The organism is Flagellimonas marinaquae, assembly GCF_003992675.1.
GTDB classification, from domain to species: Bacteria; Bacteroidota; Bacteroidia; order Flavobacteriales; family Flavobacteriaceae; genus Flagellimonas; species Flagellimonas marinaquae.
Genome location: NZ_RZMZ01000007.1, coordinates 207,005 through 229,531 on the forward strand (window position 1 = coordinate 207,005; position 22,527 = coordinate 229,531).

Genomic DNA, 22,527 nt, shown 5'->3' on the forward strand with positions numbered 1-22,527 from the left:
GCATCAATACTACCTTTAAATGACCATTTGTTGTACCTATGTTGTACCCAAAATACCGCTGAAAATGATCAATGTACGAACGGTTTTAAGAAAAAAACAGCTTTCCGATGGAACTTATCCGGTATGCCTTCGTGTGACCAAAGACAGGCGATCCAAATACTTCAAGACCATCTACAATGTATCTCCCAAAGAATGGGACGAACGCACTGGCTCCTTCAATAAGAACCATAGCAATTTTATTCAGGACAATCGGTTATTGTTGAAGTTTCGGGACAGGGCATTAAAAGTAATCGCAGAGTTGGAAATGGAGAAAGACGATTTCTCTTTGAGGGAATTTGAACATAATTTTAGGCTGGCATTCAATCCTGTTAGAAGAAACGTTTTTGACTTTTGGGATGAAATAGTGGAGGAGTTGAAACTAGCTGGCAGAATGGGCAATGCCCGTTTCCACAACGATACCAGTAAATCCGTCCTTAGATATTTAAAGTTTGACAAAGACCTTTCCTTTACGGACATTACCCCTGCATTTCTAGAAAAGTATGAGGCCTATCTGCGTTCACGAGGTGGCACAGATGGCGGTATTGGCGTGAGGATGCGCTCCATAAGGGCGTTGTACAACCATGCCATCAGAAGAAATATCGTAAAGGAATCCCTTTATCCCTTTCGCGTATACAAAGTATCGAGATTGAAAGGAAGGGGTGCCAAAAGGGCACTTACCTTTGAAGAGGTAAAACAAATAATCAATGTTGACCTATCTGAAAATCCAGAGCTTTTGAACAGCAAAAGCTATTTTGTTTTTAGCTTCTACACCCGAGGGATGAACTTTGCCGATATGATGAAATTGAAATGGAAAGACATCAAAGGGGGAAACATATATTATACCCGTTCCAAGACCAAGGGAAACTTCACCATTAAAATCCTCCCTCCGGTTCAGGAAATCTTGGATTATTATCGTAAAAATTCATTGGGCACGAAATATGTCTTTCCCATTTTGCTCCATGACGAGCTTACCCCGAACCAGATTGAAAACCGCAAAACAAAAGTGCTCAAAAACTATAATAAGGATTTAAAGGCTATCGCTGAATTGGCCGAAATCGAAAAATCTGTGACCAGTTATGTGGCTCGGCATAGTTTTGCCAATTGCCTTAAGCAAAAAGGTGTGGCAACGGATGTAATCAGCGAATCATTGGGCCATCAAAACATGGCCATCACTCAAGCTTATTTGAAAGAATTGGATTCATCTGTTGTTGATAAAGCCATAGAAGTATTACTCTAAATCTGATTTTCCTAGAATTGGGTCTTCAAATTCAGTTAAAGGGTCTAACCAATCCGCCTTTTGGTTCGCCCATTTCAGATAAACTTGATTTTCTTCATTTAAAGCAGATTTATCCAGTTTTACTTTTTTCTTATAGGCACTCAGGTAGTTTCTTATTTGTTTGGCCTTATACCAGTTCTCTGAATCTGAGATAAGTTGCCTGAATTTGGATTTTTCCTCTGCTATTTTTTTTAGTTTTTCTTTCTCTTTTATCAGTTCTTGTTCCCTCCTCCTTTTTTGCTCTGCTTGTTGCGCCCGTAAATCATGCCAATACTTGCAATCTTTTTCAATCCAAGCTACGATTTGTGGAAGGTATTCTTCTAAACGGATAGTTTTTCTATCTATCCAATTTTTTTGATTAAAGGAAGGTCCGACCTGAAATTCTAGCTTATCGCTTTTCTCCCATGATTCCCTACTCCAGCCAGACTTATCTTTCTCCCGTATTCTATGGTACTTCTGGCGAAGATTTATTTCTGTTTTTTGACCAAACATCTGTATATGGCAACGGCTATACTCAAAGATGATTTTTCCACTCATGGCCTCTATTGCCAAAATCAGTGTATTCATAAATCTAAATGCCCTGGGCCTCATTTTAGTGTCGGTATGGATGGGTAATATTTCATGCTCTTGAGATAACTCCCAAAATCCGACATCTTTGCTCTCATCTAATTGCTCCAATAGTTTTTTGCTCTTCCTTATTGTTGGATGATATTGCACAATCCTCTTGGGTACTTTAAAGTTTAAGTTGCTTTGCTGCTCCAGTTCATATGCTCTTTTATGGTAATCCGTTTTAAATTTTTTGGGGGCTAAGGCCAAGTTTATCTTAATATTTCTATTTCCCATTTTAGGCAGAGGTGTTTTGATTATTTCTTTATTGAACCTAACCTTTGTCCAATGACCTCGTTTGGGCAATGGGATATTGTATTCTTGACAAACATCTTTCAATCGCTGTTGCGTTACCTCAAGCTGCTCCGACAAATCATTCAAAGATTGCTCCCATACCAAACTATATAACTCTTCTCTTGTAAAAGTTACTTCTTGCATTCAATCAAAATTTCTTAGTAAAAATTCGAGTTTATCACCAAAAAATGGTGATTATCTCGAAAAAATACTAAAGTGGAAACGCCGGACAGAGTATACCACACTTGCCGGATTAAATTGAGCACCATCCAAACTAACACAAAAACCAGACTTTCATATGACTAAAATCAAATAGTGGGTTGCTCAAATCTTCCGTTTTTGGTGGTCTCCGCTATCCTGCTCATTCATCTTAAATACTGCTTTCCGGTAATCTCTCCGCTTTATCCAGATTACTGTTTAGCTCTCTTAAATGATTTGCTGAAATAGTTGTCCAGATTCCCCTATATGATTTTCGCTTTCTATCCTTTAAGAATTTGTTGATATACTTTCCAGGACCATTGTACAAAACCTCAAGTTCCCCATTTGGTTCAATGTGAACTGCGATAAAATGCTCCAAGTCTAAATTATAGGGGTAACTGAAGTAATAAGCCATACTGGCTTTTATTTGAACCTTCTTGCCCGTAGGTCTGTGAAATCCATCATATTTATGTTCATTTTTACCATAAAGTTCTATATCAAACTTTTCACTCACCAAAGCTTCTCCTATATCACCTACCAATCTACCATCTAAAGAGAAGTCCAGTTTACCTTCATATTGCCTCTTCAATGATTTAGTGATATCCAATAACTGTTGAATTTCTTTCATAGATTCAAGATTTACCAGTCACACTTATCAGTTTATCTATAATATCCTTTTTGAACTTACTGAACGGTCTTTTATGGTATTGCTCTTCATCGATTTCTACACCAAAAATCAATCTATATTTATCAATCTTTGACACTTCCAGATGATTAAAGGTCCTATTCAACAGAATATCTAAATAATTCTCGGAGTATTTATACCGAAGGTCTATTAAATCTTGAAGCTCCTTTTTCGAATGGCCTTTATATAGAAGCTTTGTTTCCAAAATATCTAATGTGTTTTCAGATTTATTGTCCTCCATTCTTAGATTAATACAATTAACTTGGTATTCTGAAGGGGATATAGCTATATAATCAAATTTAAATGACCTTGAGATATCTCTGTCCACATATGGATGTAAATGTTCATCCAAATTCATTGCTACAGTTGACTTTATAGAACTGTTACAAATTGAACAAGAAGGAATCAAATTATAAAATGAGAGTGCAAGTAATGGGTGCTCACCTTTTGACAACCAATGATCAAATTGGGGCACCATACACTTCTCTCCGCCTGGTTTTCGCATAACTAAAGTATACTGGCGATTACAATAAGTACATGTATGGATATCCAACCACTCAGCAAGCTTATAATTGAGATTTGTATAAAAAAACCCTTCATATCCAGATTTCACAAAGAGCTTTTTGCACTGCTCTTTAAATTCCTCTTCACTATGCCCAAGGTTCATATACATTGTTCGAATGACACCTTCAAAAAGTATTAATAGTCCTGGTTTATATGATACTATTCTGCTTAATTTTCCGTCATTTAAAATCCTAATGAAATCTGGACATAGGTCTGTCCTATTTTGTATTTTCTTTGAACAAACAGGACAATTTTCCTTATCACATGAATAACCTGTTGGATTCGCCACTGAATACCTTCCCTGTAGTTTTATATTTAACCAGCATAAAATTATTTCACTGTACTTTTTTAAAGCTTCCTCTTGTTCTCCTAAAAAAATCATTACCGGTTAAAGTTTATATCATTAATACCCAATCGAATTGCAATATTTTTTAAATAGGCGATTTTTTCACTTTCATCAAAATCGTCCTGTACAGCTTCAAAATACATTTCCTCTAAATTAGCACGGAGAATTGGTTCATCAACAAGAGAAATAATTCGTTCATGCTGCTGCCTTTTATCCATATCCCTGGCTTCATTTCTCAACCAATCAATAGTAACTTGAATTTTTTCCTTTGCAAAGTCTCCCATAAGAGAGTCATTTAAAAAGAAGGAGTCTGCCAACAAATCGGTTAAATTGGCTCCAAATGAATGTTTTGGTCTGTTTTGGTCTGAATTTGAGATAATCGTTCTTCCTGAATTATCAGAAGATTTGTTGATATAAACCACATTATTTGAAGGCAAATCACTTAGTGTCAATGGATCATGAGTGGTAAATATTATTTGAACCTTAATTCCAAGTTGGGAGAAAAATTTGGAACAAAAATCAATCATTGTTTTGACAAAACCTTTCTTCCATGTCGGGTGAAAACCTAAATCTGCTTCATCCAATAATAATAGGTAAAAACCATACTTTCTGTCTACAAGAATTTTGTCTATGTTATTGTCAAAATACTCATGAATTCGGCTAAACAGGTTAAGCATGGCAGTTTCACCCGAACTTAAACTTCTTCTTGAGGGCTGAATATTTATATAATGCGGTATTTCTTCCACTACCTCATACTTTATTTTTCCATTGGTATCATTGACAGCATAATACTTGGCTAAGCAATTAATCAAACTTTGTTCCAGTTTATATAGTTCATCTAACTGCTTTGATGAAACAAAAATTGATTTTAAACTCCAATCAAAAAATTCGGAACCCCTGATAGTCTTGTCATAGACTATGCTGTCTATATAATCAAATAAGTGTTTTAATAGACTTAAAACTTCTTCATCTGGTAAGTTTTTTCGTTTCCCTAGGGTATAGTAATAATCCTTAAACCAAAGTTTAAAGAGACTCAGTGCATCAAATTTTTCAAAAATGTTATCTGAATGTTTATATTTAATACTTTCAAAATGCCCCTCCCTGAGATAAGTATTATGAATTTCCATCAGTCTATGAAGAATACAAAACACGTCCAATAAGATGTAGTTTTTCATTAAATTCTTTTGAAGAATGAATTGATCTTCTTCAGTATCTCTTTTGGAGTTTCTAATGGCATCCGCTTCTTCTTCTATCTTCTGATAAAGTCGCTCTAAAAACCACCGAAAATCCGTAGGAGTATTCTCAAAGCTCACGTTTTTTCGATTAGCGTCAATTCGGTACCGCGTAAAAGTTATGCGATGGAAATCGTCATCGGGAAAATCGAACATTTCTTTTATCGATTCAGCTAGATTTGAAGTTTTTAAGTTTCGAATCCTCTTAAAATTGGCTTGTCTCAGAATCTCTGCAGGACTTGTAGTATGGGATTGAGGTTCGAAATCAAAGATGGTTTCCAAATCCTTAGCTAAAATTGTATCGAAACTAAGATCTATTCCCTTCAATTTAGGTTTGAAATCGAGAAAAGGACTATAATAAATAGTGCTTATATCAATATCTTTGACAACTTTCTCTCCAAGATTTCCAAAATCAATTGATTTTCCCGTTCGCATGAAGTTGTGCAGGTATATTTTTTCTCCTTCTTCGAAAATTATAACATTGTTTTCCTGATTATTAATTACAGATTCAATAATCTCATACATTAATGTAGTTTTACCCGCCCCATTGGCACCCACAATAGAAGAGATGTTTAGAAGTGTTCCAGTATCGTCAAAAAATTCTTCTATAAATTTATCATTGAGCTTCCTTCTAAATGTAATTTCACTAGGAGTTTCTTGAACATCATAAATGTATTTACCACCAAAATTTAGTGTAAATGAATTTTCAAACAAATAGTGGTCAAAAAAGTAAATGGCAGCTAAATTCATTTATATGATTATAGTTGTTATTTGGCCGACACTTTGTTGGGTGGCTTTTCAATCTCCTCCAACAACGCCCTGGCGTTCCCATCTGTGGACAACTGTTCCACCTGTATTTATACAAAGGACTTCTGCAATATGGTTTGGAGGAGCTATCTATTTTTAGCTCGAGGATTTCGCTGTATCCATTAATTGCTAAGTTTCATTCATTAGCTTAATACCAATTAATTGTCCTTAGACAATATGCTAAGTATTTCTTCTTGCTTCTTTTTATCATCAGTTAGCTTTTCTACTTTAGATTTTACATTTTCACTTGGTTTTAAGGCAATTCTGATATTAAGTTCGTCCTTGTAAGCCATGAAAGGTTCAAACAGCTTATGAAAAGCTTTACCCACGGCTCCTTGAAACATTAAAAGTGTAGGTCTAACGTCAACTTCTTTACTGTTTTTTAAAATATGTTGTGTAGCTATACCGGGATATGGGTCTATATAATAAATTCTTTTTACTCCCAGTTGAAAAGCTTTTTTTGAGCATAGTTCACATGGACTGGCGGTAGTAAATAAGTTTCCGTTTTTTAACCCTTGACCACCATATTTAGTAATTTGCAACATTGCATTCTCTTCCGCATGTAAAGATCTAGTGTGTACTTGATTTTTCTCGCCCTCATATGCATTATGAAAAGTTTTAAAGCAAAATGAGCAATTTCTTCCTTCTAGTGCACTTAATTTTTGCTTTACCTCATCAAAATCCTTTGTGATCTTGGTTTTAAATGTTTTACCGTCTTCATAATTTCCATCTTCGCCCTTCTCAAAATCACTAAAATGGTTTTTGTTTTTACCCGAAATAAGATCACGGGCATTTCGTAAGCTACACGGTATTTGAAATCTTGGAATATCATTCCACCCAACTGCTTTTATTGAAAAACTTTGATCTGTAACAACGGCACCAACTTGTCTAGAAATACATCCTGAATTTAATTTTGCATTATAGGCAATTTGCATAATGCGTTCGTGGGCGGTAGGCATTATGATTCCAGGCTGCTGTATCAATGCCATAAGTTTAACAAGCTGATGCATTATACTTAAATCTGGATAGGATTCAAGTTCCTTAACCAATTGTTTCCTTTGCATGGAATTCAAATTTTCAGAGCCGTCAATAGCTTCTTTATCTAGATCTCTATCATCTTTGATATAATTTGAGAAAAAAACATGGTAGTCACTTTTTTGAATACAATTTTCAATATCCGGAGAAGAGAAATTGCCTTTATTAACTTCATTACCTTTGTACTCTGTACTGCTTAAGGTCAAAAGATTTTCCACATGTTCTTGAGCAAAATCAGCACCATATTTTTCTTTGATTTTGTCATACAAATAGCCTTTTCTTTCGATATCAGACTTATTGGTTGCAATAGTATAAAACGCTGAATATTTCTCTTTAAAAAACATTAGCTCAAGGCTGTTCTTTAAAGAGTCTATAACAATTTTGTTTTTAGGGTTTCCCTGATGTCTTTTCCAGTTTTTTATTAATCTATTTATTGTTTCTGCAACCGTGTAGATATGTTGAAGATCATTAGTTTCTTCACTATATTTCGTAAAACCGGATTGACGTAGATTATTTGCCAAATCATGTGTAAGGGTCAATCTTTTGGTTAAATCATATTCATTAATCAAATCAAAAAAGCCCTGAGATAATTTTTCAAACCCCTCACCAAAATAAAATCCGTTTAATTCAGAACAATCTTTTTTATCCGAGAGACATTCTTTAAGAGTTGCACAGGTTAGGTTTTCCTTTAGGTAATCATACCATTCACTTTCTCGTAGATATTTAGTTAATTTGTCCAATATCACTGAGTCTTTATCACTTAGCCTATTAAGTTTATAACCCATACCTCCCCATTGAGTTATATTGGTGATTATGTACTCAATCGCAGTCTTTTTATCCTCTGTAAATTTAGTTGCCTCATAAAACAGATGAAACAATAGAACATCTTTATAGTGAAGGACTTTAAATTCACTCCAATTATTATCGTTTTGGAGATACTTAACACAAATGTTCAGTTTTAACTGATCTGTATCGGATGTTTCTTCAATAATCAAATCATTCAATGATTTGTTGAAATTGGGATTTGAAAGCAACTTTGCTATCTGTGAACATCCGGCTCCTGTTTTGCCAGTCAACCCAAGTATTGTAAAATCTTTGCGTAATGAGTATAATTCTTTCATTAAGGTATTTTTAGATTTTCTATCTCTTCCAACAACTCCTTGGCATCCCCATCGCCGGGTAATGGCTCGACGAGCTCTCCTTTAAATGCTTTATGTAAAACAGCTTGGGGAAGGTTGTCTATTTTGCTTTTTAAGACACTGTATCCTTCCTCTATTTGATCAGCTTTTTTTAAGAGACTTTCTGTTTGTTTTACAATTTGAATTTGCTCTGTCTCACTTGGCAGATATACAGGTAATGTTTTAATTCTTCCAAGAGCCAACTTTCCTTGGGCAGCTGATTTAATTGATTCTTGAATATTATTTTGACAGATATCACTTCTTAACCAGATATCAAGGTATTTTGGCACGACTCCTTCTTCCAACTCGGTTAGTTTGTTTGCATTCTCTGTAAGGTTAGCTCCGTCCATACTTTTCGGAACAATGCCTGCGTCTCCAATTTTCGCTCCTACAACTGTGATGTATAAATCATTTTCCTTAACGATATATCTTTTGATAATTTGTTGTGTCTCTGGTTCTAGAAATAAAAGATTGTCCACTAACACAGTCCCTTCTTTTAAGTCCCTTGCCCTTATGTAGGGAAAACCAGTATTCTGTTCTGTCAGAGAATGTCCTTTGGGTACTCTTTTGCCCCCTTTTACAGATGCAATATTTTCTATAACTGTATGGACCCATGTTTGTGGTATAGAGTCCAACTGAAAATTATCATTTTTAAATTCCTTATGAATATTTGACAAATTTTTCCCGACCCTCCAATCCTCAGTCAACTTCCCAGTAACAGCTCGGGACAATATCTGCTGCCTAAAATCATTAAGCAATTGAGGAATGCGCTCCAAGCTTTTTTGCATTGTTTCCACCTGTGCCATTAAAATATCCACTTTAGTAACAATACGGTCCTGCTCTGGACGGGGAGGAAGAGGGATTTGAATGGTTTCAAATTCCTTGAATTTCAAGTTTCTTAAATTATTGCTTCCGCCTTGATAATTTATAATCTGTCCAGTATCATAGAAAAGTTGTAGATAAAGTTGAATGAATTTTGAATTTAACACTGGGTAAAAGCGCATTAATCTTAAAAAGTTTGTACAAACTGATGGAAGGTCTTTTTCATTCTTCAGGCTTTCTTCATCAATGTAAATAGTTCGACCTACCGGTTGTTCTGGTCCTCCCCCAGAAATTTCAACAACCACATCTCCTGGAAACAAAGTCCTTTTTTCTAAACTTGTTTTTTTAATCAATCGCTCTACTGCAGTCGATGACTTATTTATATTCCAGTTTTTGATTTCACTCCCACGAATACAGATTGCCAATTCATATTCATTACCATTAAATTTTAATGGGTCCTTGCCCCAATCTCCACCTAAGACAAATGATAATAGACTTTTAATTGAATAACTTGTCCAATGTTTTGGAAGCTGTCTCTTATCCATTATCCAATTCCTTTATCATTTCCTTTAATTGCATTACTACAGAATCCAATTCAATTAAAGCTTCTTTAGCAATTTCAATGGGTTCCCCTAGATTATCCCCATTACCAAAACTTTCATCGGCAATCAAACCTAAATCCAAAGAATCATTATTTTTATTGGCTATGGTTTGCCTATCAATATAATTCCACCGTTCATTGTTTATTTTTTTGCGCGCTGATTCATCTATAACCCCTTCAAAATCTTTAGCTAACTTTTCTGGGGATATTCCTCCGGTATACGCTTCAATAAACTCATTAAAGGCTTCTCTTGTAAATGGGGTTCGCTTACCATAGTTAGGCACATTGGTCCGCATATCGAAATACCATATCCCTCTGGTATTTCCTGTTTCCGTGGTGCCACGGGTAAAAAAGAGTACGTTGGTCTTTACTCCTGCTGCATAAAAAATTCCGGTGGGCAAGCGCAAAATGGTATGCAAATTACATTTGTCCATTAAGTCACGACGTATTTTTTGACCATCTCCATCCTCGAACAAAACATTATCTGGCAATACAACAGCTGCTCTTGCCTTGCCATCCTTTTTTAAACTTCGGTATATATGTTGTAAAAAGTTTAGCTGTTTGTTACTAGTTGGGTAGGTAAAATCATCCCTAGTAGGACGTTCTCCACCTTTTTTGGTGCCAAAAGGCGGGTTGGCTAGTACCCCATCAAAGTTTTTAAGCTCCTTGCCCATTTCGGTCAAGGTATCGCCCAAAATAATGCTACTTTCCATACCATGGAGACGGGCGTTCATCAAGGCTAATCTATGGGCATCGCCTACCAATTCCACTCCACTAAAAGCCTTTTCTATTTGAAATGTGCGCTCCTTTTCATCAAGGTCAAAATAATTGTCGTGCTTGTTGCGCAAGTATTCGTCAGCAGAAATCATAAACCCAAAAGTCCCCGCTGCAGGATCGTTCCACTTTTCGCCCAATTTTGGTGAAAGCAGCTCAACCATCACATTGATCAAAGGACGTGGAGTAAAATACTGCCCAGCCCCACTTTTCTTTTCCCCTGCATTCTTTTCCAATAGGCTTTCATAAATATCGCCCATCATATCCCGGTCGCTTTCCTCGTACCAGTCCAAATCGTCAATAGCCTGTACCAAGGTGTTAAAGTTTACAGGCTTGCGCAAACTGGTGGAGGCATTGGCATAAATTTCGGTGATGCTCGCACTGGTAGTTTCATTACTGATTTCTGCCAAAAAGGTCCTGTACCGCTGAAAAGCTTCTGCATTATCCGGTTCATTTACAAAATAACTCCAGCGATACAGCTCAGGAATATGCTCTTCAAAACCCTTGACCTCACTTAATTTTAAAAACAAAATGTACGTAAGTTCATTCAGGTATTGGTGATAAGTAACACCGTCATCGCGCAACACGTTACAAAGGTTCCACAATTTATTTGCTATTTCATCTGCACTCATATATTCATGGTCGTTTTAGGCAACATACATATTTTCATTGATGGTTTCCAACACATCGTCCAATTGGTTTTCAAATTGTTTATTGATCCTTGCATAACCACCTTCACTTTTAAATGGTTCCTGATCCAAGTCCTCCTTTTTCAAAATGGTTTCGGCCAATAATTGTTTTTGAAACCGGGTTAACCATTTTTGCTGGATTTTGTTCCAGTCCTTCATGGCAAATACCTTCTCAAAAGCTGTGTTCACCCGGTCCTCATGGCCTATCAAGTCCACATTCAATGTCAGGGTTCGGATGTAGGCGATAATATCCGCTGCAATATCCTGGTTTTTCGCATCATGCCAAGCGGTGTTCAAGGTTTTGGCATTAAAACCTTCCTGGTCCAACATCAGCCGTAATTCCTTTAGCGATTTACGATCCAAACTACTGGGTTTGGTAACGATAACTTTTAAGGCTGCAATTTTGTTTTGATTTTCTTCCAGGAACTTTTTAAAGTTCTCGATATAATCTTCGGGTTTTTTGGTATTGCCGTAATCACGCTCCGTACTTAAATATTCGTCCCTGTGTTCAGAAACCAATTGATGCTTTAGACGATATACCTTTTTGTCCAAATAGTTCCAAAGCCCCTTAAATTCCTTGATGATGGCCGCGATTTCCTGCGATTTTGCTCCTTGAATGGCCTTAATCACTTCTTGAGGATCCTTACCGCCGGCCATATAAATGAATTCTTCCAGATTGTTTTCCTCAATTTTTCGTCTCTTGCGTTGGAGTTTGGCTATGATTTGCTCTCCTTGGACTTTCACGCGTTCTTCAGAGTCAATAGCATCCAGTTCGTTGACCAATTGAGAGAAGCTGGTGGATGGATTGGACACGGGTTTCATTTGGGTGTAATCCTGCAAGGCTTCGTGTACGCGAACGGCATCAAATATTCTAAAGTCCTCTTTACCGATTTCAGGACACAAACGGGTGGCTCGACCAATCATTTGTTCGTACAAAATTCGGGAACCTACACGGCGCATAAAAACCAAATTGCAAATTTGTGGCACATCGATTCCTGTGGTCAATAAATCTACCGTAACGGCTATATTCGGAAACTTTTCGTTTTTATATTCTTTGGTGAGTTGTTCAGGGTCGTAAGCGGCTCCGGTTATTTTTTGAATGGCATGTTGCGGCACATCAAGCCCAATGAGTTCAAATTCTTCAAAAAGCATATCCACAATCATATCGGCGTGGGAATCGCGAACGGCAAAAATCAATGTTTTCTCCTCGCTATCCGGGTCTAGGTGTTTTACCAATTCCTTAATGACCACCCTGTTGAATTCAGGTGTAATCACCAATTTGTTGAATTGTTCGATTTCCACCAAAAGGTCGTCCTCCAATTCTGCCAGTTCTTCAATTTTATTGGTCTCCGGATTGAACACCTTGGGGCGTTCGCCCTTTTTCCAAAGAATACCTTCTTCGCTTAATCGTGTTTTGATTCGGTATGGCGGTTCATGGTCCGACAAAAAGCCATCGATAACGGCCTGGCGATAAGAATAGGAAAACACGGGTTTGCCAAATATTTCAGAGGTGTGAAACGCCGGTGTCGCCGTAAGCCCGATAATATAGGCGTTGAAATACTCAATCACCTTTTTATATTGACTTACATAATCGTCCTGGTTTTTGAATTCCAGTTCATCTTCATCGAGTTCCTTGTCCAGGTTATACCCTCGGTGTGCCTCGTCGATGATGATACAGTCATAGGTGTCAATCGAAAGCCCTTCATTTTCCCCATAGAACAATCTTTTGACCATACTCTGGACTGTTGCGAAATGGAGACGAGTTTCGGAATCGGGAATAATGGTTTTGACATAATCGATTTGGTATACCTCAGAAAACGTGTTGATGCCCTCCACTTTGTTGTCCTGATAGTTGCCAAAAGCCTGTTTGGCCAAAAGTCTGCGGTCGGTCAAGAACAAAATGCGCTTAAACCGATTGGCCTTGATTAATCGATAAGATAGGCCAATTACGGTTCTGGTCTTCCCTGTTCCCGTAGCCATGACCAATAAAGAGCGGTTTTCATCGTAGTTGTTTCGAATATTTTTCTCCACACTTTTTATTGCCTCTATTTGATAATCACGTAGGCTCAACCCATTCGGGTCTTGCAAGTAATCATAATCACTCAGCTCCAGTTTTCGATTTTCCGCTTCTACATCACTTTCAAACAGTTCAACTAGTCCTTTGGGAGAAAACCATCCTCTAAGGGGGTAGGCATGGTTGCGTTTCTTGCGAACATCGAGAAACCAAATTCCACTTTTGGTCTTGATTTGTTCTAGAAAATCACGTCCGTTTGTCGAGAACAAAAAAGGAACTTTATACCCTTGCCATTCTCCTAAAGTTTCAAATTCATCGTTTTCAACAACACGTTTTGCGTAGATATCAGATTGCCTTAAATCGGTGGATATATCACTAGCGTATTTTTTGGCCTCAACGATACCATAAAGCTTTGTTCCAACAAAAAGCGCATAATCTGCCCATTTACCATCGCAAGGCCATTCGGCAATTGCCATATTTCTGCCTTTTTGCGGCAGGGTTTTATTGGTTCTAAAATTTAAATTTAAGGTGTCACATTCCCAACCGGCTTCAACAAGTTTCGGGTCAATTAAAGTAAGCCGGGTATCTTCTTCACTTAAATCTAGATTTTTGGCACGAACATAGCTGCGTTGTTTACGGGCAGCAACTTCCTCCTTACTTTTATTGAGTACTGCAATTTTACTTTTATAATCAGTAAGTTCTTGGGAAAGTTTTTCAAGCTTATCGGTAAGTTCATCTGGAACTGTATTTTCCTTTTCTGGCAGGGTATATGATAAACTTCCGAGATAATCCTGTTCGTAGGTTTCATAAAACCACTTTGCGAGCTGAAAGCATTTTTTTAATATGAAATGCGCTTCTTGAAATGAACCTGTACCATCATGGCTTGCTTTATTTCCCGACTTTCTGACCGTATGCAGGATATTGATAATAATGTCTGGAACTATATTGGAGCCTGAAAGTTGATAAATCCTATCATTTTGAGAACCCAAAAATTCACCCATTTCTTCAAACTCCCAAACAAGTTGACTTAGCTTTTCAGCAAACAGCCTGGATTTGGCCAATGACGAGCTTGGATCTAAGTAGATTAACTTTTCAGTAAGCTCACTTATGGCAAATAAGTTGTTGTACCGGTCTTGAAGGAAGCTAAAACTGGAAATCATTTAGTTGATAACAATGGTTAGTTTTGTGAGAATAAATATACAACTCTAAGTTTAACAAAACTGTGTTCCCATAGTCTGTCTTAGAAACAACGACATCAAAATCATCAACTAATGGTTACAGATTTTGTGTCTCATAAGTTATATATAAAAAAGTTTGCGCCTCATATTTTTGTACATTTGAGACACAAAATGATTTATAGCCCATACATAAGACACAAAAATGATTCCATATCAACCAAAACCACTACCCTTAAAAAACATTGACTGGGACCAACTCATCGATTTGATGGGCAAAGCCAATCGATATATTGCCCGCTATGATGGTTTGCTGCAATCTGTTATAAATCCTGATGTGCTTCTGTCTCCCCTTCGTACGCAAGAGGCCGTGTTGTCCTCAAAAATTGAAGGAACACAGGCCACTTTAGAGGAAGTTTTGGAGTATGAGGCAGATGAGCACGCGGATGATTATATTAAAGGAGATATTTTTGAGGTTCTCAATTATCGTATTGCTTTAAAACAAGGGCGCGATAGTATGAAGGAACGTCCATTGACACTTAATACCATAAAGAAAATGCACGCTGTCCTGATGTGGGGAGTGCGTGGAGACAGTAAAGACCCAGGGAATTTTCGTAGAATACAGAACTTTATCGGCTCTCCCGGCTCTACAATTGAAAATGCCCGTTTTGTGCCTCCTTCCGTTCCCGTGATGCTAGAGGCTTTGGATAATTGGGAAAAGTACATTCACTTTGAGGATAAGGATGTCCTAGTCCAATTGGCAGTTGTTCATGCCCAATTTGAAATCATACACCCGTTTCTGGACGGAAATGGAAGGATGGGAAGGATTTTGATACCTTTGTTCTTGTACCATAAAGAGATAATTCAAGAGCCTGTATTCTATTTAAGTGACTATTTGGAAAGCCACCGTTCCGATTATTATGACGCCCTAAAAGAAATAACCGATAGCGGTCAATGGACCAATTGGATTCGATTTTTTTTAAATGCAATTGTTGTCCAATCAGAAAAAAATATAAAAAAGACAAGAGAAATCATCAATTTATATGAAACTGTAAAGCGTGAAATAGTTGATAGCACACATTCACAATTTGCAATACAATGTTTGGATTCCTTATTTGTACAACCAATTTTTTCATCCCGAAATTTTGAAAAAAATTCAAACATCCCAAGGTCGAGTGTTGCCAGGTTATTGAGCACTTTGGTGGATAACGGAATTATTGCAATAGCTCAGAAAGGGGCGGGGAGAAGACCTACCACATATGCTTTTCGAAGGCTGTTAAAAATTGTAAACCAGTAAACTTAAGGGCGTAGGTGACCGCTCTAAATTTAAGCTTCCTGAAATTCAAGCAATAATGGTATAGGTAAATCATAGTCTTGGATTGCCATAGAAGAATGTAATCTATTTTAAATTATTTGTAATTAATTTAGGCTATAAAGATTACAAATGGTCAAATAGAAAGTTGTTTGGATGCCCAACAAAGAATTGAACTACTGTTTTATGGTAAAAAAGGATTGTTAGTAATCATTGCCAATAACCTCCTATATGTACTAAAAACAAACGCCTATTGAAATACCGTGATTTTTAGTTTTTACTGGCCAACCTGAATTGAAAACTTAACCGGGTAAGAGATTTACGACTTCTCTTTATTCAATAGTCGGTTTACCTCATCCAAGAACTCACCTTCATCAAAAGGCAAAAGTTGTGTGGCCAGTTCCAAGGTCTTGCGTATATCCTCCCCTGGATGTTTTACATGCGGTGGAGAATATGGGTCCCCTTGGGTCGCTAAGATGCATACATTAATCAATGCTTCTATCGTGACAAAGAGATCCAGATAGCCATCCAACATCACAAAAGTTGGTCTAAACTTATTCTTTTGAATCTTGGAAGAGCCAAGAACAACCAACTTGTTCCTTGCTGATTTCTTTAATTTTTTCAATTCCTTTTTGCTCTTTTTCATTGCTGCTCTTTTATTTTTTGTTTTCCCTTTTCAAGTTTCGATAGCTTTTCGTCCAGTTTGTCCATAAAGTACATCTGGCTATCGGGAAGGATGGAAAGCACCATTTCCAATACTTGGGTCACACTATCCTCTTTGGATGCATTTTGGTTGGTAGGGAACAACATCATCCCATCCCCATCCATAGCGAATACACAGACTTCCAAAAGGCATTTGATCTGCATGAAAAGCTGGTTGTTGTCCCTGACCTCAAAGTGAACATAGTTTCCATTGGAGTCAATAGAGTTTTCGTTGCCCAATAATCCCGAGAGATTGTTCCTCAACTGTTGAATCTCTTCCAAGGTCTTTAACCTTTGCTTCTTTGATTTCATGTCAATGGTTTTATTTAGTTGTTGCTGCCTTTTGTTCTGACAGGAGTTTTCTCACCTTGTCCAAGAATTCCATTTCATCATGGGGTATCAGATCTAGTATATATCTGAGAACCTCGCTTATGTTGTAGTGGGGTTGGGGAACGGAACGTGTCGAGAAATTTTCGTTTTCCAAAGCAGTGATACAGACCTTAATAAGGTCGGAGATCATAAAGGAGGTTTCTTGGTATCCCTTGGTAATAAGCTCTAAGCTATAGAGTCCCTTTTCGGGGATATAGGGTTTCAAAGCATGGTAATGCATTTTTTCCAATTCCTTCAATTGTCCTAATAGGGATGATTCATCATTGTTTTCAACGCTCTTGGTTTCTTTTGGGAATGCTTTCTCAAAATCCTTTTCGTTTCCTTCAATATGGTCTTTGCACTGGTCAAGGTGCCTATTGAAAATGGATTCAACCTCTTGAATGAATTCCTTCATCTTTGATTGTATGGTCTTAGCCTGCACCTTTGTAATCTCAAACTCATTGCCATATCGGGCAACGCTATAGGCATGCTCCAACAGAAGCAACAGTTCATTACTTTTTAACTCAGAGGACTCTAAAAAGGGTTGTAGAGAGGGAAAGAACTGTTTGCAATAGTTAATATGACTGATGATACTGTGGGTCACCATGCTCCGTCCTATGCACATCTGTTCGATGAACCGGAACGAAAGTTCAAATGCCTGGTGCATGTTGAAGGTGGCAATGGCATAATCCCCTTCTTTTATCAAGATGTCCGCAGTATTGGCAAAGGCATTTACTTTTCCAATTTCCGATTTATGATATCGAATGGCCCTTTTGATAAGGGTCTCATATGCCATTGTGGGGTAATCCATAATGTTTCCTCCTTTTAAGCGAGCAAAAACATTCTCTCCCAGACAGCAATGTTCCAAAAAATAAAGTGATCCCCTTTCAAGACCTGTTTCGGATTGGTTCTCCGTGTAGACCCTAATCCTGAAATCCGGATGCTTCTTTCCCTTTTTTGTAATTAGCGAACGGATTTCATTGGGAAGTGGATCATTGTTGACATCCACAAAAAGGGTAAGAAAATAATATTCGGTATTGCCCTCTTTCTGTTTTTTAGACAAAAAGGCACTGTCAATGGTTATGATGTTCAAGATACTATCGAGCAGTTCGGACAGCTCTTCCGCTTTTTCAAAGTTTTCCGGTATGTTTGTGTCATGTTTCATAAGATTGTGGTTTAAAGGGTTCGAGAATCACAGACCATATTAAGGCCACATTCCCATGTACCGCACCATGTACACTTGTACTTTATTGAAACTGTTTTGTATTTTACAATCGGATTATTGTGGGAAACACCCTATATTTGAGTTATGGAGACAAAAACCAAGAACAACCATATAGGCAGAAAGATCAGTAGGATCAGGGAACTACGTGGAATGAAACAAGAGACCCTTGCCGAGGAATTGGGCATTAGTCAACAGGCCGTTTCCAACATTGAGAACAGTGAAAAGGTGGATGATGCCAAATTGGAAGAAATTGCACGGGCTTTGGGGGTTACCAAAGAGGGAATAGAGAATTTCTCTGAAGAAGCAATCTTGAATATTATAGGTAACACTTACCACGTAGATAACTCTTCAGCCGTTAATTATGGTTGCACCTTCAATCCACTAGACAAGTTGATTGATGCGTATGATGAAAATAAGAAGCTTTACGAGCGTTTATTACAGGCAGAAAAGGACAAAGTTGCTTATTTAGAAAAGCTGGTCAAATAGAATCCTTACCTCGCTCACTAGTATTAGTTAAGGGATTTGGGGCTTATAGCACTTCGCTTTCTCTTAAGGATTTTCATTTCAAACAGGAAAATTAATTCTGTCTTTACATCAATAAATAAACATTCCAGAAACATATATAAACCTACTTAAGCAGGTTTGCATTTAATTTTAAAGAAGATTTGAAATCTAATAAAATCCTATATCTGACTTTTATCTGTTTTTCAATTATTGCCTGTAACGAAGGAAATAATAGAAAGGATAATCTAGAACAAGTAAGAATTTGTCTCAAAGCAAAAGAAATCACCTCAAGGTTATTTAATCAAAGGAACAAACCTCTCGCTGAACTGGTCGCCGAAGCCAAAATTGATAAATATGGTATTGATAAATCACGGTTTGCCAATATTGATTCTTTGACAACTGATTTATCTTCGGAAATAAAACATTACATTCAATTGATTGAAACAAAATCTGAAAATGTCAATGACATTGAATTTTACAAAGCAACTGAAAAATACCTGAAAATAATCTTGGATCTTGAATCCAGCATTTCTCCATTTCTACAAACGTTAAAAGATACCATTAAAGGAAATGAAGAAGTATTATCTGTCGAGGTAAAAGAAAAGGCTCTCGGTATAAATGCCGCTACACGAGAGTGGGAAGATGCTGAATCCTCATTCTTCGAAAGATATGAAATAAAACAAGCTACGATTGATTCTATTGTGAAAAGATTAAAAAGAACAAATGTTAATACTGGCAATGAATAAAATAAATTGTAATTAACATTTCAAAACAAAGGATTCAGGTAAAATATAAGACCCTTCAAATTTTCAAAAATTGAAAGAATGATTTTATTTCATGGGATACATAAGTTTGCCTCACCAGAACCATCCATTTTAGATTATGGTGAACTAGCAATTGGGGCGGGAACATTTTTACTTGGTATTGTTGTTGCCATATCAACTGGTTATACGGCAAGAAGAAGTAGGAGGATTCATGTTGCAGATAAACGTATGGAATGGGTTACAGATTTCCGCAACACCATTTCAGAACTTATTTCGGTAGCTCATATGGCATCTCCACCTAGACCTGACAATGCTAACGAGCTCTTGGAAAGATTTATCACCCTAAGAAACAAGATAGCATTGATGGGACTTTCAGAAGAAGGTAAAATTATGGACGCCGAGCACATTAGTTATGACATTAATAGGTTGGAACTCTACGCAACCGGGGATGACGTGACATCGAGCTTTGAACGATTACAGTGGGATATTCTCAACAAAAGCCAAAGTATTATTAATGAGAAATGGGATAAAATAAAAGGACTAAAAAAATAACAATACAGAAAAATAAGGAAAGGTATTTTTTAATAGGTGATTAAATTAAATATGGGGTAAATGAATCTGGAAACCATATTTTGGGGATATCTCCCGATTATCATCGCACTAATTGAAATTCTAATTTCACTTAAGTTAAGTGTTCTTGTGCGAACTATTGATCAGTGGACTTTTACCGTGTTGATTAGTGGATTGAATGTCTTATCAATATATATTCTGGTAGTTATTTTACTTGGCGCTTGGCCTAATTATATGCCGCATATTGGGATATTGATTTCTACCGTTTTATTGGTAGGTCAATATTTAACAAACAGGAAAAATTAAAATAAAGGGTAATCAAAACGTGGTTTTGCGCTGCAAACGTCCCAAATTCTTACCCCAACTTTTGCGCATGGATCCTGTCGGGTTTTTGTAGCGTTCCGGTAGATAAGCGTAAAACAAAAACCCGAAAGGGCGCAACCTACTTTTTGGATTTCAATACCCCATGTCCTCACCTGTGCCCCTTGCCTTATCAATACCCCTTCCAAGGGCTTTGATGATTTTGACCGCTATCTGTACTTTATTGGTCGGGATACTGGGAGCTTTTACACCCATCGTTTTAAGTAGTTTAAAGGCCATGTCCTTTTCCTTGGTGGGAAGTCCCATGACCTTGGCAAAGAACTTTCCCGGTTCCTTGGCATGTGCCTTCCTCCCTACATAGGATTCCACATAGTTTCTTTTGAAGCCCGTTGTCCTGTCAAAGGTCTTCTCGGCTGCTTGGTAAAACTTGTCCCTGTCAAACCCTCTCTTTACCGTCTTTCCGTTCAATTCCACTTCTGAGGCCTTGTGCTTGGCCATCGGGGAAAGTGTATAGGTGTTGGTTACGTCCCTTCTGCTGACTATGATATGTATATGGGTCTGTGGCCCCTCTTTCTTCATCCCTGCGGCCACCAACTGTCCGTTCTGTTTGTGTGGGGCCAATCTTGTTTGCTCTGCAATCTTTTTTTCAAGCTCATTGACATTTCCTATGGATTCGCCCCGTTCCACTTTCCGTATCTCGTTCCTTAGCCTTGCTATCTCACCTCGGTAGGGTGCATTTTCCTGAACCTGTTTGTCAAAGCCCCGATAGGTGCGTTCATGTTCGATTTTGGCATAGTATTTCAGGTTCTCGGCCTTGACCTCTTGGTTCCTATGGAAACTCTTGGCATAGTCCTCCATGAGCTTCCTTGTATATTCCCTGAGTATATTTGGGTCATTTCCGATGGCCTTCAGTTCCCTTTTATTGGGACTGACCACTATGGAATAGAATTTCGGGTCTTTCTGCCTCAGTTTGGCCGTATTGGCATCTATTTCATCGATGACCGTTTGAGGGCTTACGCTATCGTTCTCTTGGTCAAAGAATTCCTCTCTTTGTCCGGGCAACCTATCCTCGTTCTCCTTTTCCAGATAGTCCACATAGTTCCCTACACTGGAGTTGTAGGTGCTGCCCATTTTCTGTGCTGAGATGGTAAGGTACATAAGCGTTATTTTAATTGATATTTCAGGCTTTCAAAATCCCCGATGCCCATATTTAGTTTGAGATACGGCTTTCCCATCATTGGCTCAACCTTCTCGACATTATGGAGGATTTCATTGCAATGCTTTTTATATTCTTTGAATTCTTGCAATATTCTATCGTGCTCCACTTTTGGAACGGTGTTTCTAGGCTCCAAAAAGTCCATTCGCTCTTCCTGTATCTTGACTGGCTCCGGTTTGAGTTTCTTACCATCTTTTACATAGGCCTCGTAAAGAATGAGCACCATTTCATAGGTGGGCCGGATACTTGTCTTTTCCATGTTCTTGATAATGGCAATGATCCTATCGAATTTTTTCATCATCTGACGCTCCAATTTTTTGATGCTGTCGAGAATGATCTTTGTTCCCTCTCCAAAAGGGTCAAGCTTGTTCTCCTTGAAGTATTGTATCATTCCATCCAAAACCTCGCTATGGGGTTTATTGAACCTTTTTGAATAGTTGCGAAAACGTAAGGCCGTTTCTTTCTTTACGGTGATATTTGAATAACCACCTGTCCCTTTCTTTGTTCTGTCATTTGTTTTTTGCTTTTCCATAGGTGCGATTTTGTTTTTTAGTGAAATTGCGTCAATTTTTGCGTCAAAAATTTCCAGTGTTTATAGGGCTTCCCAAAGGGTTTACTGTAGATTTCGGAAAAGTCTACTGTAGCCCCAGATTTTGTACAGTATTTCAAAATCTGTTCAATTCACTGGTTTTCAACTTGTTGAAGACCCGAAAACAACCGTGATGGCGCAATTTGCGCATCACCCTCTTGCTATTCGTTTTTTCACGCACGCGTGAAAACCCAAATACTTTTCATTGGAGTAAAGAGCATCAATAAACTCAGTGGTTTTTGTTCCTTTGAAGCTGTTGATTGAACTTCTCTTCCAGAAACTCATCGGATAGGTTGGGGTCGCCCATTAGCCATTTATCTATCGTATCCTTGTCAAAGAATATTTGTCGGATATGTTTGTTGTTGCTCATAGGGATAAGCTTTAAGGAGGTAAGCTTGTAAATCTTGCTTTTGGAAAGTCCTGTGTATGCGGCAAGATCTTCCACGTTCATAACCTTCTTCTGATGGCCAAGAATGGTTTTGATTTCTTTGAGTAATGTCAACACATTCTGTTGCTCTTCCATAACTTCTGATTTTTGGAATTTGAGAATATGTAAACGGCCGCTTACTTTTTTGTACGGGACAAACATATATCACCTGATGCAAGTGAAAAATAGAGAA

The 22,527-nt window shown here is 37.6% G+C and carries 19 protein-coding genes; 5 read left to right on the plus strand and 14 right to left on the minus strand.

Features of this window, described 5'->3' with window-relative positions:
• Positions 1 to 64 precede the first annotated feature (64 nt).
• Positions 65 to 1,276: a site-specific integrase gene (locus EO130_RS04455; RefSeq protein ID WP_164732872.1), complete on the plus strand. Its 1,212-nt coding sequence runs from the start codon at positions 65 to 67 to the stop codon at positions 1,274 to 1,276.
• Here EO130_RS04455 and EO130_RS04460 read toward each other — a convergent pair.
• From EO130_RS04460 to hsdR, 8 genes are all read right to left on the minus strand, one after another.
• Positions 1,268 to 2,359, minus strand: coding sequence for a hypothetical protein (locus tag EO130_RS04460; protein WP_127140324.1), 1,092 nt, complete (start codon positions 2,357 to 2,359; stop codon positions 1,268 to 1,270). The genes EO130_RS04455 and EO130_RS04460 overlap by 9 nt on opposite strands.
• A gap of 226 nt (positions 2,360 to 2,585) precedes the next feature.
• Complete coding sequence (locus EO130_RS04465; RefSeq protein WP_127140325.1) at positions 2,586 to 3,041, minus strand: DUF6998 domain-containing protein; 456 nt, start codon at positions 3,039 to 3,041, stop codon at positions 2,586 to 2,588.
• Between the two features lie 4 nt (positions 3,042 to 3,045).
• Positions 3,046 to 4,044, minus strand: a complete 999-nt coding sequence (locus EO130_RS04470) for a hypothetical protein (protein ID WP_127140326.1) — start codon at positions 4,042 to 4,044, stop codon at positions 3,046 to 3,048.
• Positions 4,044 to 5,990 carry an AAA family ATPase gene (locus EO130_RS04475; protein ID WP_127140327.1) on the minus strand — a complete coding sequence of 649 codons (1,947 nt, stop codon included), beginning with the start codon at positions 5,988 to 5,990 and terminating at the stop codon, positions 4,044 to 4,046. Before EO130_RS04475 ends, EO130_RS04470 begins: the two co-directional genes overlap by 1 nt.
• A 215-nt stretch (positions 5,991 to 6,205) precedes the next feature.
• Positions 6,206 to 8,203 carry a cytidine/deoxycytidylate deaminase family protein gene (locus EO130_RS15585; RefSeq protein WP_241244296.1) on the minus strand — a complete coding sequence of 666 codons (1,998 nt, stop codon included), beginning with the start codon at positions 8,201 to 8,203 and terminating at the stop codon, positions 6,206 to 6,208.
• Complete coding sequence (locus tag EO130_RS04485; protein WP_127140328.1) at positions 8,203 to 9,627, minus strand: restriction endonuclease subunit S; 1,425 nt, start codon at positions 9,625 to 9,627, stop codon at positions 8,203 to 8,205. The genes EO130_RS15585 and EO130_RS04485 overlap by 1 nt, the downstream gene beginning before the upstream one ends.
• Positions 9,620 to 11,089 (minus strand): class I SAM-dependent DNA methyltransferase, encoded by a 1,470-nt coding sequence (locus EO130_RS04490; protein ID WP_127140329.1) that lies wholly within the window; start codon positions 11,087 to 11,089, stop codon positions 9,620 to 9,622. The genes EO130_RS04485 and EO130_RS04490 overlap by 8 nt, the downstream gene beginning before the upstream one ends.
• 15 nt (positions 11,090 to 11,104) lie before the next feature.
• A complete protein-coding gene (hsdR, locus tag EO130_RS04495; RefSeq protein ID WP_127140330.1) occupies positions 11,105 to 14,320 on the minus strand; it encodes a type I restriction-modification system endonuclease in 3,216 nt (1,071 codons plus the stop codon).
• 220 nt (positions 14,321 to 14,540) lie between these two features.
• Here hsdR and EO130_RS04500 point away from each other — a divergent pair, with 220 nt between their 5' ends.
• On the plus strand, positions 14,541 to 15,632 hold the full coding sequence (locus EO130_RS04500; protein ID WP_127140331.1) for a Fic family protein: 1,092 nt from the start codon (positions 14,541 to 14,543) through the stop codon (positions 15,630 to 15,632).
• A gap of 334 nt (positions 15,633 to 15,966) precedes the next feature.
• Here EO130_RS04500 and EO130_RS04505 read toward each other — a convergent pair whose 3' ends face one another.
• Genes EO130_RS04505 through EO130_RS04515 form a run of 3 tightly spaced genes read right to left on the minus strand, consistent with a single transcriptional unit; the run spans position 15,967 to position 17,883 of the window.
• Positions 15,967 to 16,293: a hypothetical protein gene (locus tag EO130_RS04505; RefSeq protein ID WP_127140332.1), complete on the minus strand. Its 327-nt coding sequence runs from the start codon at positions 16,291 to 16,293 to the stop codon at positions 15,967 to 15,969.
• The gene (locus EO130_RS04510) at positions 16,290 to 16,661 is read right to left on the minus strand and encodes a hypothetical protein (protein ID WP_127140333.1); all 372 of its coding nucleotides are present in this window, start codon (positions 16,659 to 16,661) and stop codon (positions 16,290 to 16,292) included. Before EO130_RS04510 ends, EO130_RS04505 begins: the two co-directional genes overlap by 4 nt.
• A gap of 10 nt (positions 16,662 to 16,671) precedes the next feature.
• Positions 16,672 to 17,883 (minus strand): HEPN domain-containing protein, encoded by a 1,212-nt coding sequence (locus EO130_RS04515; RefSeq protein ID WP_127140334.1) that lies wholly within the window; start codon positions 17,881 to 17,883, stop codon positions 16,672 to 16,674.
• A 144-nt stretch (positions 17,884 to 18,027) separates the two neighbouring features.
• Between EO130_RS04515 and EO130_RS04520 the strand changes: the two genes are divergently transcribed.
• The 3 genes from EO130_RS04520 to EO130_RS04530 all read left to right on the plus strand — a co-directional run bounded on the left by EO130_RS04520 (position 18,028) and on the right by EO130_RS04530 (position 19,763).
• Positions 18,028 to 18,429, plus strand: a complete 402-nt coding sequence (locus EO130_RS04520; protein WP_127140335.1) for a helix-turn-helix domain-containing protein — start codon at positions 18,028 to 18,030, stop codon at positions 18,427 to 18,429.
• Between the two features lie 179 nt (positions 18,430 to 18,608).
• Positions 18,609 to 19,193, plus strand: a complete 585-nt coding sequence (locus EO130_RS04525) for a hypothetical protein (RefSeq protein WP_127140336.1) — start codon at positions 18,609 to 18,611, stop codon at positions 19,191 to 19,193.
• A 78-nt stretch (positions 19,194 to 19,271) separates the two neighbouring features.
• Positions 19,272 to 19,763: a hypothetical protein gene (locus EO130_RS04530; protein WP_127140337.1), complete on the plus strand. Its 492-nt coding sequence runs from the start codon at positions 19,272 to 19,274 to the stop codon at positions 19,761 to 19,763.
• 474 nt (positions 19,764 to 20,237) lie between these two features.
• On the opposite strand, the gene mobB is transcribed toward EO130_RS04530, so the two are convergent.
• From mobB to EO130_RS04545, 3 genes are all read right to left on the minus strand, one after another.
• Positions 20,238 to 21,260, minus strand: coding sequence for a MobB family relaxase (gene mobB / locus EO130_RS04535; protein WP_127140338.1), 1,023 nt, complete (start codon positions 21,258 to 21,260; stop codon positions 20,238 to 20,240).
• Positions 21,261 to 21,265: 5 nt separating this feature from the next.
• Entirely contained in the window at positions 21,266 to 21,850 is a 585-nt protein-coding gene (locus EO130_RS04540; RefSeq protein WP_127140339.1) for a BfmA/BtgA family mobilization protein, read from the minus strand.
• 286 nt (positions 21,851 to 22,136) lie between these two features.
• Entirely contained in the window at positions 22,137 to 22,430 is a 294-nt protein-coding gene (locus EO130_RS04545; protein ID WP_164732873.1) for a helix-turn-helix transcriptional regulator, read from the minus strand.
• Positions 22,431 to 22,527: the final 97 nt, after the last annotated feature.